This is a genomic window from Vibrio sp. HB236076, assembly GCF_040957575.1.
In the GTDB taxonomy this organism is placed as follows: Bacteria; Pseudomonadota; Gammaproteobacteria; order Enterobacterales; family Vibrionaceae; genus Vibrio.
The window spans coordinates 1,091,069-1,105,505 of the sequence record NZ_CP162601.1 but is presented as its reverse complement, the minus strand read 5'-3'; the positions used below and the strand labels follow the sequence as shown (position 1 = coordinate 1,105,505).

At 48.1% G+C, this 14,437-nt stretch carries 10 protein-coding genes; 1 reads left to right on the top strand and 9 read right to left on the bottom strand.

All coding sequences use genetic code 11. The annotated features are described in order from the left end of the window. Positions 1-144: 144 nt before the first annotated feature. Positions 145-1,017 carry a LysR family transcriptional regulator gene (locus tag AB0763_RS04920; RefSeq protein ID WP_306101356.1) on the top strand — a complete coding sequence of 291 codons (873 nt, stop codon included), beginning with the start codon at positions 145-147 and terminating at the stop codon, positions 1,015-1,017. Positions 1,018-1,126: 109 nt separating this feature from the next. On the opposite strand, the gene purF is transcribed toward AB0763_RS04920, so the two are convergent. The 9 genes from purF to AB0763_RS04875 form a co-directional block, all read right to left on the bottom strand. After that, positions 1,127-2,641 carry an amidophosphoribosyltransferase gene (gene purF, locus AB0763_RS04915; protein WP_306101357.1) on the bottom strand — a complete coding sequence of 505 codons (1,515 nt, stop codon included), beginning with the start codon at positions 2,639-2,641 and terminating at the stop codon, positions 1,127-1,129. Positions 2,642-2,679: 38 nt separating this feature from the next. After that, positions 2,680-3,168, bottom strand: coding sequence for a CvpA family protein (locus AB0763_RS04910; RefSeq protein ID WP_306101545.1), 489 nt, complete (start codon positions 3,166-3,168; stop codon positions 2,680-2,682). A 62-nt stretch (positions 3,169-3,230) separates the two neighbouring features. Beyond that, on the bottom strand, positions 3,231-3,818 hold the full coding sequence (locus AB0763_RS04905) for an SPOR domain-containing protein (protein WP_306101358.1): 588 nt from the start codon (positions 3,816-3,818) through the stop codon (positions 3,231-3,233). 3 nt (positions 3,819-3,821) lie between these two features. Beyond that, the gene (folC, locus tag AB0763_RS04900) at positions 3,822-5,081 is read right to left on the bottom strand and encodes a bifunctional tetrahydrofolate synthase/dihydrofolate synthase (RefSeq protein WP_306101359.1); all 1,260 of its coding nucleotides are present in this window, start codon (positions 5,079-5,081) and stop codon (positions 3,822-3,824) included. Between the two features lie 46 nt (positions 5,082-5,127). Next, positions 5,128-6,054, bottom strand: coding sequence for an acetyl-CoA carboxylase, carboxyltransferase subunit beta (gene accD / locus AB0763_RS04895; protein ID WP_306101360.1), 927 nt, complete (start codon positions 6,052-6,054; stop codon positions 5,128-5,130). 241 nt (positions 6,055-6,295) lie between these two features. Then, positions 6,296-7,078: a tRNA pseudouridine(38-40) synthase TruA gene (gene truA / locus AB0763_RS04890; RefSeq protein WP_306101361.1), complete on the bottom strand. Its 783-nt coding sequence runs from the start codon at positions 7,076-7,078 to the stop codon at positions 6,296-6,298. Positions 7,079-7,149: 71 nt separating this feature from the next. Then, a complete protein-coding gene (locus tag AB0763_RS04885) occupies positions 7,150-12,081 on the bottom strand; it encodes a FimV/HubP family polar landmark protein (protein WP_368643873.1) in 4,932 nt (1,643 codons plus the stop codon). A gap of 195 nt (positions 12,082-12,276) precedes the next feature. After that, on the bottom strand, positions 12,277-13,290 hold the full coding sequence (locus tag AB0763_RS04880; protein WP_306101363.1) for an aspartate-semialdehyde dehydrogenase: 1,014 nt from the start codon (positions 13,288-13,290) through the stop codon (positions 12,277-12,279). After that, positions 13,287-14,423 carry a 4-phosphoerythronate dehydrogenase gene (locus AB0763_RS04875; protein WP_306101364.1) on the bottom strand — a complete coding sequence of 379 codons (1,137 nt, stop codon included), beginning with the start codon at positions 14,421-14,423 and terminating at the stop codon, positions 13,287-13,289. The genes AB0763_RS04880 and AB0763_RS04875 overlap by 4 nt, the downstream gene beginning before the upstream one ends. Positions 14,424-14,437 lie beyond the last annotated feature (14 nt).

The following is a 14,437-nucleotide window of genomic DNA, read 5'->3' as shown; positions in this document are numbered from 1 at the left end:
CGCAAATCACCTTATTGACAAGATTAAGTATGAATAAGATCACATTTATTTTTTCATTATTGAAAATGAGATTTCATTATTGACACAAGCAGGGGTTTGAGAGCAAAGTAAGTCTCTTGTTATTTTTGGACGCGACCTACCGCAATGAAGTTAGACGATCTCAATTTATTTCGCCTTGTCGTAGAAAATGGCAGTTACACGGCCACGTCAAGAAAGACCATGATCCCCGTCGCCACCATTACGCGCCGAATTCAGGCCCTTGAAGATTCCGTACACTTGCGCTTACTCAATCGCCACGCCAGAAGATTGACGTTAACAGAAGCAGGAGAGCGTTTTTTTCGCGAATGCGCGCCCCTATTACAGCGTTTGACTTCCACAGCAGAAGAAATTACGGATGAATGCCGAGGCGCAACGGGAAAAATCAAGCTTTCTGCGCCGTACAACCTGACCAAGCTGATGTTAATGCCGCTGTTTAATGCCTTCATGCATCACTACCCGGACATCAACCTCGACCTCACCACAGAAAACCATTCAGAGCAATTAGACCCAACGGAGTGGGACGTCATTTTTCGCGTCGGGCCGCAGCGCGATTCCAGCCTCATAGCTCGAAAAATCGGTGAAGTAAAAGACATACTCATCGCCAGCCCCGAGTATCTCAACCACAACCCTATTCCAACTCACGCCGACCAATTACACCAGCACGCCCTGTTAAAAGGTTTTCCTTTGCTGAAATGGACGTTAACCAACGAGGAAGGCGATATGGTGGTCAACACCGACCGAGGCCGTTTTCAAGCCAATGCACTCAATGTGGTGCGCAGCGCCTGCTCCGATGGATTGGGGATTGCTTTAATGCCTGACGTCATGCTCGATGATTACATCGCCAGAGGAGAGTTGATACAAGTGTTGCCTTCGTGGAGCGCTAACCCAAGAGATGTCTATATGATTTATAACCACAAAGATCACTTACCCGATAAGGTGCGCCTGTTTATTGATTTCATTATCTCTCAATCGCACTAAGCCAACTCGCCCCACCTTTACAAACAAAAAAACCAGAGCCGAGGCTCTGGTTTTATAACGCTCTAGTTTTATAACAATGCCATCAAACATGGCTAATCAACGAACCGCTTTAAGCGCCTTCGTTATACAGTTCTAAATTGACTAAATCTTGCTGTATTTCTCGCTGAACTTTAGCGTCATCATTGCGCATATCTTCCAGAAAATCTAAGTAAGCTTGGTCAATATCACCCGTCACATATTCACCGTTAAACACCGAGGCGTCGAAAGCCTCAATACTTGGGTTACCCACTTTCACCGCGCTGATCAAATCTTCAATGGTTTGATAAATCAAAGCATCAGCACCAATTTGGCGGCAGATGGAGTCATTGTCACGGCCATGTGCGATCAATTCACTGGCGCTTGGCATGTCAATGCCATACACATTCGGGAAACGCACTTCTGGCGCAGCCGACACCATGTAGACTTTCTTAGCCCCTGAATCTCTTGCCATTTCGATAATTTGCTCTGAAGTCGTACCGCGAACAATGGAATCGTCGACCAATAACACATTCTTGTCTTTAAACTCAGAGCGAATGGCATTGAGTTTGCGACGAACCGACTTACGTCGTTGTTGTTGACCCGGCATAATAAAGGTACGGCCGACATAACGGTTTTTTACAAACCCTTGTCGATAAGGTTTATCAATCGCTTGTGCAATCTGCAACGCGATATCACAGGAGGTTTCCGGAATGGGAATGACCACGTCGATGTCTAAATTATCAAAGTCTTCTTTAATGCGCTCGCCCAAACGCTTACCCATTTCAATTCGCGCACTATACACCGAGATTTTATCAATAAACGAATCAGGGCGGGCAAAGTAGACAAACTCAAAAATACACGGCGTTAAGCTTGGCTTGTGCGCGCATTGTTTGGTGTAAAGTTGACCGTCAAACGTCATGTAAATCGCTTCGCCAGGAGCAACATCACGCATAAAATCAAAGCCGACTGCATCTAATGCAACAGACTCAGAGGCCACCATGTATTCGACCTTGCCGTTTTCTTCGCGCTTACCCAAACACAGTGGGCGAATACCGTTAGGATCGCGAAACGCCACCATACCGTGACCAATGATCATCGACGCCACAGCGTAAGCGCCGCGTACAGTATGGTGCACATTGGTTACCGCGCGAAAAACGTCTTCTGCTGTTACATTACCGCGTACAGTATCAATTTCGTGTGCGAGGACATTCAATAACACTTCAGAATCGGAAGTGGTATTGATATGACGGCGATCTTTTTCAAACAGCTTTTGTCGAACTTCATGCGCATTGGTTAAGTTACCGTTGTGAGCAAGGGTAATGCCGAAAGGTGAGTTGACATAAAATGGCTGGGCTTCAGAAGCGCTCGAGCTGCCCGCCGTTGGGTAGCGAACGTGACCAATCCCCACAGTGCCTTGCAAGCGCTGCATGTGTTTCGCTTCAAAGACATCTTTGACCAAGCCATTCGCCTTTCTCAAACGAAAACGATTGCTTTCTATGGTACAAATACCCGCTGCATCTTGGCCACGATGCTGTAACACCGTAAGTGCGTCATAGATCGACTGATTTACAGGCGTTGTGCCCACGATTCCAACAATACCACACATGGTCTATTCCTCGGTTTTCGATAAAAACTGACCCGCTGTTACGGGCCAGATAAGAAACTGGATGTTGCTTGTAAGTGCTCAAAAAAAGGCGTTATCACACGACTAAACTCTGGCACTAAGCGAGAACTCTGCCACCATTCTGAACTGGGTAAAGAGGTGAAAGCATCAGCAAAAAACAGCAAAGACGCAACGATCAGCACACCGCGAACACCGCCAAAGACGACGCCGAGTACCCTGTCGGTTCCAGACAAGCCTGTTTTTTGCACCAGTTGTCCAATCACGTAATTGACTAAAGCGCCAACGATTAAGGTCGCAATAAACAATGCGGTGATGGCCGCGCCATCGCGAAACATTGGATCGTCAAAATTGGTAAAATACACCGATAAGCGGCTGTAGTAATGGCTGGAGATAAAAAAGGCCCCAAACCAAATAACCAACGACAATGCTTCTTTTGTAAACCCTCTGACTAAGCTGATTAAAGCCGATAGGCCAATCACACCTAGAATTATTATATCTAACCAGTTCATCATGGTTCATCATCTCATTTAGAGCGCATTCTAGCAGAAAAATACGCGACGCAAACGTTTTCTTATGGATTTATCGGACGAAACTTAAGCAGTTGACCTCGTGAGCCGGTAATTTTTTCCAGCTCGATGATCTGTTGTTCAAGTTTTGATTTAGAGACATCAGGGCCAATAATGACTCGAGTAAAGCCATTTTCTTTTTTCGTATGCGCCTGATAGCCGCGTTTTTGTAAATCTTTCACCATATTGATGGCGTTTTCTGAATTTTTCAACGCCATCAATTGAATCACATACGCACTGTCATCAAATTTTTCGCCGTGTTCGGTATCTTCAATCGCGACTGGCAGGGGTTTTTCAGCCGCTGTATCCACCGGATTTGGTTTCTTTTCAGGTGATGACCCACTGTCATGATCAGCAGGGGTATTATCAATCGTCACCACCTTAACCGGCGCTTCTGGCAAATCGGTATCGACCGCCTCTGGCGCTTTCACGTCAGCCATTGAACGGCCATCGCTCTCAGGCTTAAGGGGGACGGCACTGCTTTGCTCTTGATAGTGCTGTTTTTGCCCATCTAATATATCGGGTATCACTATTACCCCTAATGATACGAGTATAATGGTTCCGACAAGTCGGTTTTGAAATTGGCTGGCCATAAATTACCCTCGCGACTGCCAGTATTGTAGTACTTCTCCTACCGTGTGAAACGAGCCAACGACCACGATCATTTCCTCCTCGCTCACTTGCTCATGCGCGGCTTTGAAAGCCTCAACCGGTGAGGCATACAAAGGGTTACCGCTTGGTACATACTGCGCAAGCTCCTCGGCGTTGGCCGCTCTTGGGCCCTGCAACGAAGCGGGGTACCAAACACTGGCTATCGGCTCTAACACCTTCATGGTCGCCGCGATATCTTTGTCGTGTAACATGGCCACCACAAGGTGTATGGGTGTATCCCCATACCGTTGCGACAGTTGTTCTACTAAGTATTGAGCAGAGTGCGGATTGTGGGCAACATCGAGTAACACCGTTGGGTTTTGCGCCAGAACTTGCATTCGCCCTGCCAATGCGGCCTTGCGAAGTCCATTGGCAATATTGACATCCGTGATCTCCAATCCACTGGTCCCCAATGCCATTAACGCCGTGGCGGCATTGGCGAGCGGTAAGCCAGGAACCGGAAGCTCCTCAAGATGAAATGCGCCGCTTTGCCAAGACCAAGTATCGCCTTGTTGTTGGTAATCGAACTGAATACCGACTTGATAAAAATCCGCTTTGATATCATCAGCATGGGCTGCCACGGTTGCCGGGGGGTTGGGTTGACCACAAATGGCCGGTTTATGAGGGCGGAAAATACCCGCTTTTTCATAACCAATCACATTGATATCATCCCCAAGCCAATCGACGTGATCCAGTGCCAAACTCGTGATCAGAGAAACGTCGTGCTCAACCACATTCGTGGCGTCTAACCGCCCACCTAAGCCAACCTCAAGTAAAATCACATCGAGCTGTTTTTGCTCAAACAGATACAAAGCAGATAACGTGGTGAACTCAAAAAAACTCAGACTGGTCTCAGCGCGTAGCGTTTCGATATAGTGTAATGCTTGAACGTGGTCTTGGTCAGAGAGCTCTTGCCCGTTGACTCGGACGCGTTCATGATAACGAATCAAATGCGGTGAACTGTAAACGCCAACCGAATACCCAGCATCGAGTAAAATTGCCTCTAACATGGCACAAGTGGAACCTTTGCCATTGGTACCTGCTACAGTGATGACTTTTGCTTTAGGTTGGGTCAGCTGACCGTCTTTTGCAACCTTGAGTACGCGCTCAAGGCCAAGGTCGATAGAAGAAGTGTGAATAGTAGCTAAATAATCAAGCCACACCGATAATGGCGATGTGGCTTCAGGTTTTGTAAAGTCAGTCATTTAACGTAACCACAGTCAAACTGGTTTGTTTTAATTAACGACTACTTTACTCTTTTTCGTCCGCTTCTGGTATAGCATAATCAGCTTCATTTTCACTTTCGACATCAATATCTTGCTGTGATAATGGCTGATTAGTCAGCTTGGCGATCAAACCACCGATGCGATCGCGCATGTCTCGGCGATCAACAATCATATCAATCGCACCATGCTCAAGTAAAAACTCGCTGCGTTGGAAACCCTCTGGCAGATCTTCGCGTACGGTTTGCTCGATAACACGACGACCGGCAAAACCGATCAACGCTTTAGGTTCGCCGATGTTAATATCACCAAGCATAGCTAAACTCGCAGAAACCCCACCCATTGTTGGATCTGTCATCACAGAGATGAACGGCAGGCCCTGTTGTGAAAGTTTCTCTAGCGCTGCGCTGGTCTTTGCCATTTGCATCAGAGACATCAATGCCTCTTGCATACGCGCCCCGCCACTGGCCGAGAAGCACACCAAAGCACAATTGTTTTCGATTGCCGCTTCAACGGCACGCACAAAACGGGCACCGACGACCGAGCCCATTGACCCCCCCATGAAAGAGAATTCAAAAGCACAAGCCACCAAAGGCAAGCCTAACAACTCCCCTTTCATCACAACAAGCGCGTCTTTTTCACCGCTGTTTTTTTGTGCCGCGACAATTCTGTCTTTATAGCGTTTTGAATCTTTGAACTTGAGCTTGTCTTTAGGTTCTAGCTCGCTCGCGAGTTCTACGCGATTGTCCTCATCAAGAAACGTTTCTAAGCGGCGACGTGCTTTCATCCGCATGTGGTGATTACACTTCGGGCACACTTCTAAATTGCGCTCGACATCGGCGTGATAAAGCACTTGCTCACACGAAGTACATTTAGTCCAAACACCTTCGGGAATCGAGGCTTTACGTGAACTTACGATATTGCTTTTTTCAAGAATTTTTTCAAGCCAACTCATGGAAGACCTTTTATGTCGTTTCGCTCGCAAGGCGAGAGATTAAAAATCATTTACGCTGCAGATTAAACCATATCTGTCAGCGCCTGTAGATAAAAAACTGGTTGTACCTATTTTTCAAGCACTTTAGCTATGAGACCAGCCTAGCATTTCTCAATGCTCTAACTCATCACTTTCAGGCACATTTCAAACCAAACGGGCACGATATCAATTAAAAATGTGATAACGACCTGCTTTTACTTCGTTAATCTAGAAAGAGAGGCCCCACCGGCATTGCCGGTAATGCAAAGTGTTCGGGGTAGTCTACTTCCACTAAATACAAACCTTCTGCTTTCGCGGTGGCACCAGCGAGACGCCGGTCTTTGGCTTGCAACAGCCATTCAATCCACTCAACCGGTTGGGCGCCCTTGCCAACCTCAATCAAACTGCCGGTGATGTTGCGCACCATGTGATGAACAAACGCATTGGCTTTGATGTCAATGATCACATAGTTACCCTGCCGAGATACCTTGAGGTGCTTAACATTACGCCACGGGCTATTCGACTGACATTGAACGGCGCGAAATGACGTGAAGTCATTTTCACCAAGCAAATATTGTCCAGCGAGATGCATTTTTTGCTCATCGAGCGCATCGTGATAGTGGCTAACGCCGCGGCCCAAAATCCCCGGTCTTAACGCATGATTATAAATGATGTATCGATAACGTCGCGCTGTCGCTGAAAAGCGCGCATGGAACTCATCATCCACTTGCTTTGCCCATCTCACAGCGATGTCGGATGGCAAATGCGCATTCACCCCCATCGTCCATGCTACCATCTTGCGATCGACATTGGTCTCAAAGTGAACCACTTGCCCTGTGCCATGAACGCCCGCATCCGTTCGCCCTGCACATTGAACCTCGACCGGACAATTCGCAATTACACTTAATGCCTTTTCCAATGACTCTTGAACACTGATGACATCTCTTTGCCTCTGCCAACCGTAATAACGAGCACCATCGTACTCAATGCCTAGTGCAATCTTCATTTCAACCTTGCTAGTAACCTTTTGGGCACGCAGTATAATCGCTCAAAATAAGAATTCCAATGCTTTCGCCGTTACTCATAAGAGCGGTCATTTAAATAATCGATCAAGGATTTGGCTTCGCGGCGGATCCCATCATTGCCATCGACGATCGCTTCTTCCAATAATTTTTTCGCCCCTTGGTCGTCGTTCATCTCAATGTAGATTTTTGCCAGATCCAATTTACCGGCGGCTTCCGCGTTGAGATCAACGTCTTCCTCATCCAATTCACCGATGACATCAGGAAAATCACTCAACCCCACGTTGAGCTGAAGTTCGTCGTCAACCGTCGTGGCATCCTCAGCCTCTTCAGCTTCTACTTGCGCCATTAATTCGTCAATGGTCATGTACTTTTGCTTCGGCGATGAAGAAACACTGTCTTGTTTGTGCCAATCCTCTTGTTGGATCTCGGGCTGTTTTAACGCCTCGCTATCCGCCCAAATCGCTTGCTCGTCATCGTCTAAAGGGGGTTCGGATTCGCTATTGTTAAATCCGCTCCAGTCTTCTCCCATTTCGAGCATGGCGTCAAAATCCATCCCCGCACTCGAACCACCGTCATCCAGCGCCTTTAAATCAAACTCTGCCGGTTCAGCATCTTCTGAAAGTAAGTTCGCCATGGCTTTTTCATCAAATTGCTCAACGTCTTTAGATGTATAAGCTTGGTCACTTTCGAACATGTCAAACAAGGCGTCTTGCTCTTCACTGTCGACAGCGGTTGACGTGGTTGCTTGGCGAGCATCCGGTTCAAAATCGAGTTCAGCATCTTCGATGGCCGAGAATAGCGCGTCGTCAGACAAGACTTCGTCGTCACTAAAACCAACCGGCTCTTCTCCCTCGTTGACCAGGTTATCGGCAATGGCTTTCGCATCGAAATCGGGTTCATCGAGCTCATCAAAACTGTCCTTTGCACTAAAGAGGTCATCATCCGAAAGGACTTCTTCATCAGTATATCCAACCGGCTGCTCTTCTTCATCCAAGCTCGCTTGTGGATCGCTCGATGAGGTGTCTGACTCAGAGTGCTCTGCGACGGAGCCCTTTTCCTCATTGCTGTCGACTTGGTCAACAACCGGGTCATCTTGTGAATCCGTGCGCTCTTGTTCTGTATCACCGGCTCGTGCCTCTTGCGGCTCCGAGGCTAACAAACTGTCTAAGTCAACGTCATCAAACTGCCAATCATCGTCACTTGGTTTGCCAAACTCATTCTCTGGTAAATCGAGCGACGCATCTCGCTGTGACGACGTCGCTAAAGCATCATTGGACTCCTCATCTGGCACATTAAAATCTTCGTCAAGCAAGGCGTCTTTTTGTGGGGCAACTTGTTGTAAATCATCAATAAATTCGTTGCGATTAAATGGCTTAGCAGGCTCGACTTCGGATTGGGCCTCTTCGGGTTCGCTTGCTTGTGGTGAATCATGATCGCCATCGAGTTCTGGGTCTGAATCAGAATTAGGATCGTCTAATAATGACTGAATATTTTGCTCGTCTAACGCTGTATTTTCCTCTGCACTCTTTCTCGTATCAGACTCTTCATCGGGCTCAGAAAGCAAAGACGACAACAAAGATTCTTCGTCGGCCAGTTCATCCGCACTATCGATGCTCTCATCATCGAGGGCTTGTTGTGCTAATTCACGTTCATCCTCAAAACCATCAGTCTCTTCCTTACTGTCATCAGGTACGGCATCGGGTTCAGGCGAGTCAGGCTCTGTCATTGTTGCTTCAGGGCTAACGGACTCTGGTACTGGCGCGTCAAGCGCTTCGTCAACCAGCTCGAGGTCATCAGTGCGACTGTCAGTGAGTTCATCACGATCAACATCATTGACTTCATCACTGAGACCGGCCAAGGCGTCTAGCTCATCTAACTCATCGTCACTGCTCTCGCTTGCCTCATCGCCGCGCTGTTGATCGACATTAATCTCCTCACCACGAGCGTCATCAACACGAACGTCATCGTCACTGGTATCATCCGTCAGCGCGTTGTCGTTTAACAAATCTTCGGCAAGCAGGTCATCAAGTGATTCGTCAGCGGCCGACGTCTCGCCTTCTTCATCAAGATCACTGTGACCGGCCAAGGCGTCGAGATCGTCTAACTCATCGTCAATGCTCTCGCTGGCCTCATCGCCGCGCTGTTGATCGACATTAATCTCCTCACCACGAGCGTCATCAACACGAACGTCATCGTCACTGACGTCATCCGTCAGCGCGTTGTCGTTTAACAAATCTTCGGCAAGCAGGTCATCGAGTGATTCGTCAGCGGCCGACGTCTCGTCTTCTTCATCAAGATCACTAAGACCGGCCAAGGCGTCTAGCTCATCGTCAATGCTCTCGCTGGCCTCATCGCCGCGCTGTTCATCGACATTAATCTCCTCACCACGAGCGTCATCCGTAAGCGTATTGTCGTTTAACAAATCATCGGCAAGCAGGTCATCAAGTGATTCGTCAGCGGCGGACGTCTCGTCTTCTTCATCAAGATCACTGAGACCGGCCAAGGCGTCGAGATCGTCTAACTCATCGTCAATGCTCTCGCTTGCCTCATCGCTGCGCTCTTTATCAACACTAACGTCATCCGTCAGCGCATCATCGTCTAACAAATCATCGAGCAGCTCACTGCTGTCCGCCAGTTCAGCGGCTAACGCTTCGTCCTCATCGAGATCACTAAGACCGGCCAAGGCTTCGAGTTCATCTAAGTCATCGTCTTGATTACCGCTTGCCTCATCGCTGCGCTCTTTATCAACACTAACGTCATCCGTCAGCGCATCATCGTCTAACAAATCACCGAGCAGCTCACTGCTGTCCGCCAGTTCAGCGGCTAAAGCGTCGTCTTCATCGAGGTCACTAAGCCCGGCCAAGGCTTCGAGTTCATCTAAGTCATCGTCTTGATTACCGCTTGCTTCATCGCTGCGCTCTTTATCAACACTAACGTCATCTGCAAGCGCATCATCGTCTAACAAATCATCGAGCAGCTCACTGCTGTCCGCCAGTTCAGCGGCCAACGCGTCGTCTTCATCGAGGTCACTAAGCCCGGCCAAGGCTTCGAGTTCATCTAAGTCATCGTCTTGATTACCGCTTGCTTCATCGCTGCGCTCTTTATCAACACTAACGTCATCTGCAAGCGCATCTTCGTTTAACAAATCATCGAGCAGGTCACTGCTGTCCGCCAGCTCAGCGGCCAACGCGTCGTCTTCATCGAGTTCACTAAGACCAGCCAATGCTTCGAGTTCGTCTAAGTCATCGGCGCGGCTGTCGTTGGTTGGTTGATCCTTATCCGTGTTAGACTCATTAAAGCCAGCCAACGCGTCAAGCTCACTCTCTAACTCAGAGTCATTTGACTCATCATCGTCGTCGAGTGCAAAGGGGTCTAGCGAGCTGTCATCATCGCTAACCTCAAATTGTGAGAGTAATTGGTCAATATCATCATCACTGGCTACCGCACCGTCGAGCGCTTGTTCGACCGCATCGACATCACTGGCCTCTTGCGCGGCAGAAGACAATAAATCATCCAAATCATCTTGCGACAATTCCAAACTTTGTTCATCGTCATCAAGACCGGTCAGGTCAAAGTCATCATCAAGAGCCAAAGAGGCATCTTGACTCTCTTCCTCTAATACCAGTTCATCACCCGCTTCATCTAAAGCGCGCTCCATGTCTTTTAAGCCCAGTGCAGCTTCATCGCCGTTGACACCAATGCCATTATTTGACGCCTCAATCTGTGACAATTCATCATCGAGGTCACTAAATTGCTCTTCCTCATCATCGAGATTAAAATTAATCCCATCCGATAAATCATCAAACTCAGCGTCACCGGTGTTTTCTTCATTTTCCGCTTCGTCAAGATCCGCCTCTTCATCAGGCATCAGTAACAACGCTTCCTCTGCGGCTGGCTCAGCCACAGGCGCCTCTTGCACCTTCTCCTGAGTTTCGGTTTCTGTGACTTGCTCTGCTTCATTCTTGCGACGACCCAGGATCAAAAGCAGTAATGCCGATAGCAGCGCTCCAGGAATAAATGCCGCCGCCGCGACCAGCCACGGACTCGACGCAAATTGATCGAACGTTGTTGGCGTCAGCCTTTGTGAGTCGATTTGTTGCTCGCGCTGCTCAGACAAAATGCGCGCCACTTCTTTTTCTATGCGTTCTTTGTCGTTGACATCGCCTTGCAAAGCCGCCAATTCATGTTGAACATTGGCTAACATCACCCGCAACTGATGATTTTTCTCAGTCAGTGACTGTAACTCTTGCGATTGATCCGTCGACAACACCGTCGAACCGGTGTCATTGGTTTGCGTCATGGCCAACACCGGTACCGGTTTAGCGCTGTTGGCCTCGACAGTGGCCAGGTTCACCGCAGGCTCAGCAGGAGCAGGCGTTTCTGGTTTGCTGATTTCAGGTGCAGGGCTCTCTGTTTGCGCTTGAGGTTGAGCTTGCGGCGTAACGTCGGCGCGTGTTTCTGGCGCCTTCTCGACCGGTGTCGCCTCGCTAGATGGTGGCGACGGTGCAACCGATGCCGTATTCGTTTGCGTCAAATTCGCTGGATATTGACCTGTTAGTTTGGCTTTATCGGCGGCCATCACAGTGATCGCTTGCTGCGTGCTCAGAGCGCTGATTTGATTTAACGATGGAATGCGCAAACGAGAGCCGGGAATCAACTGATGGATATTTTGATCTTCAAACGCCTGGGGGTTGAGTTGAAAGAGAGCCAGTAAGGTTTGTTGAACGGTGACACTGTTATCCGGCCGCACTTGACTGGCGACCGACCACAGGGTCTGATTGCGGGTTGTCGGGCCAAAGTAGCGCGATGGGGAGCCTGAATTGTTTAATTCGGAGCTTGAGTTTGGTGTACCACTATCACTGAGAATTTGCTGAACATCGCCATTAGGGCCGAGCAATCTTATGCCTTCGGCAAACACAGAAGAATCCGAAGCGATTAAGCTAAACAATAAACAGAATACAAGATGAGAAGAACTATAACGCATAAGAAGGCTTAGCCCAGACTAAACAGAAATCGTAATTTTTCTACTATATCGGATATTTGAGTGAAAACTACAGGGCTGAAGGCAAAAAATGTGGGGCTTTTACCAATTTATACCGACAAGATTCAAAGGATGAACAAACTATCGACAAAAAAGCCCCACCGAAGTGAGGCTAGTGACAACATTAATAATAATTAATTAGTAATAATCGCGGATCAAAACTTCAGCAATCTGAACGGCATTGGTCGCCGCGCCTTTGCGAACATTGTCCGCCACGACCCATAAATTTAAGCCGCTGGGGTGACTGATGTCGTTGCGAATGCGACCGACCAATACGTCGTCTTTGCCGCCGGCATCGCGCACTTGAGTTGGGTAGTCTTGGCCTTCAAACACTTCAATACCTTCACATTGAGAAAGTAAAGCAATAACTTCTTGTGCATCAATTGGCGCACGCGTTTCTAAGTGTACCGCTTCAGCGTGACCATAAAAAACCGGAACGCGAACACAGGTTGGGTTGACCGCTAACGTTGGATCATTGAAAATTTTCTGTGTTTCCCACACCATTTTCATTTCTTCTTTGGTGTAACCATTTTCAGTGAACTGATCGATTTGCGGGATACAGTTAAAGGCGATTTGTTGGCCAAAGGCTTCCGGTTCAGCAGGAAGCCCGTTGAGCAAGCGCGCCGTTTGTCCAGCCAACTCATCGATACCAGCTTTACCCGCACCCGATACCGATTGATAGGTAGTGACGTTAATGCGGTCAATACCCACGGCATCTTGAATCGGTTTTAGCGCCATGAGCATTTGAATCGTCGAACAATTTGGGTTGGCAATAATATTGCGATTGCGAAACTCAGCAATGGCTTCTGGGTTCACTTCGGGAATGACTAGCGGTACATCATAGTCGTAGCGAAATTGCGCTGTATTATCAATCACAACCACACCAGCCTCTGCGGCAATCGGTGCCCATTGAGCAGACAGGTCTCCACCAGCAGAAAACAAGGCAATCTGTACTTGAGTCCAGTCAAAGTTGGCCACATCTTCCACTTTGACGGTTTTGCCATTAAAGCGATACGTTTTTCCTTCGCTGCGCTCACTAGCGAGTAAAAATAGCTCACCCACTGGAAATTCTCGCTCGGCAAGAACGTCTAACAGGGTTTCGCCAACTGCGCCGGTCGCGCCAAAAATGGCCACGTTAAATTGTTGACTCATTGTGTTACCTCAATTTTAAAACCTAAATTATCCAAAGCATCTAATTGACACTTTTCATCACCGATAAGAGTGATGGCACTGTATTCACGACGATCCCAGTACTGCTTGCGCATTTTATCAAACTCACCGGGTATCGAGATGGTGCGTCGAAATAGCGCGTCATCTTTGCGGATATCATACACGACCTGAGTTAAGCTGTGTAATACCGCTTCATCCCAAACTCGGTCGAGATGCAAGGTAGGAATGGGCGCCGAGGGCAACAAATCATCGGCTTGAGCGCGATGCGCTAGACCGAGAAACTCACAATACGCATTAAACACCATGGTCGTACCACGAGCTTTGCCTTCGAGGCCGTAACCGGCGATATGCGGTGTCGCAAATGCCAGCAGCGGCAACAATTCCATATCCACTTGCGGCTCGAATTCAAACACATCCAGTACCGCGGTAAAGCCATCATTCACTTGTAAGCGCGTTTTTAACGCTTGGTTGTCAACAATAGGGCCACGAGCGGCATTAATCAGTATTTGATCGCCTCGAAGCGAAGATAAGCGCGCCTGATCAAATAAATGATGGGTGGCGAACGCCCCTGAGCGGATCAGCGGTGTGTGAACCGTAATGACATCGGCCTGCTCAAGTAAGGTGTCCAATGCTGTCCATTGACGCTGGTCGCCTTGTTGCTGTTTAGGAGGATCGTTGATAAGTACTTTAATACCAATCGCTTGAAAACATTTGGCTAAATAGCTCCCCACTTGGCCTGCACCGATAATACCAATGGTTTTGTCGAAGATAGAAAAGCCTTGCTGCTCAGAGAGCACCAATAAAGCACTTAATACGTATTCCGCGACCCCGACTTTGTTACACCCTGGCGCTGCGGTAAAATGAATCCCTTTATCGGTTAACAAAGCTTGGTCAACGTGATCCATACCCGCTGTTGCCGTACCAACAAAAGCCAATTTATTGGCTTTGCTTAACAAATCTTCGTTGACCTTTGTCACTGAACGTATCATCAACGCATCGACATCAATGAGGTCATCCGCTGTCAATGTGCGGCCGGGTTTCATGATCACTTCACCTAATTGCGCAAATAAATCTTGTGCATAGGGCATATTTTCATCAATGAGTATTCTTTTCATTATCGGTGCCGTCA

What these genes read in the sequence shown, in the direction of transcription:
- AB0763_RS04920 (WP_306101356.1), top strand. Translation starts at nt 145, where the DNA reads ATGAAGTTAGACGATCTCAATTTATTTCGCCTTGTCGTAGAAAATGGC.
- AB0763_RS04910 (WP_306101545.1), bottom strand. Translation starts at nt 3,168, where the DNA reads ATGAACTGGTTAGATATAATAATTCTAGGTGTGATTGGCCTATCGGCT.
- purF (WP_306101357.1), bottom strand. Translation starts at nt 2,641, where the DNA reads ATGTGTGGTATTGTTGGAATCGTGGGCACAACGCCTGTAAATCAGTCG.
- AB0763_RS04875 (WP_306101364.1), bottom strand. Translation starts at nt 14,423, where the DNA reads ATGAAAAGAATACTCATTGATGAAAATATGCCCTATGCACAAGATTTA.
- AB0763_RS04880 (WP_306101363.1), bottom strand. Translation starts at nt 13,290, where the DNA reads ATGAGTCAACAATTTAACGTGGCCATTTTTGGCGCGACCGGCGCAGTT.
- AB0763_RS04885 (WP_368643873.1), bottom strand. Translation starts at nt 12,081, where the DNA reads ATGCGTTATAGTTCTTCTCATCTTGTATTCTGTTTATTGTTTAGCTTA.
- truA (WP_306101361.1), bottom strand. Translation starts at nt 7,078, where the DNA reads ATGAAGATTGCACTAGGCATTGAGTACGATGGTGCTCGTTATTACGGT.
- folC (WP_306101359.1), bottom strand. Translation starts at nt 5,081, where the DNA reads ATGACTGACTTTACAAAACCTGAAGCCACATCGCCATTATCGGTGTGG.
- AB0763_RS04905 (WP_306101358.1), bottom strand. Translation starts at nt 3,818, where the DNA reads ATGGCCAGCCAATTTCAAAACCGACTTGTCGGAACCATTATACTCGTA.
- accD (WP_306101360.1), bottom strand. Translation starts at nt 6,054, where the DNA reads ATGAGTTGGCTTGAAAAAATTCTTGAAAAAAGCAATATCGTAAGTTCA.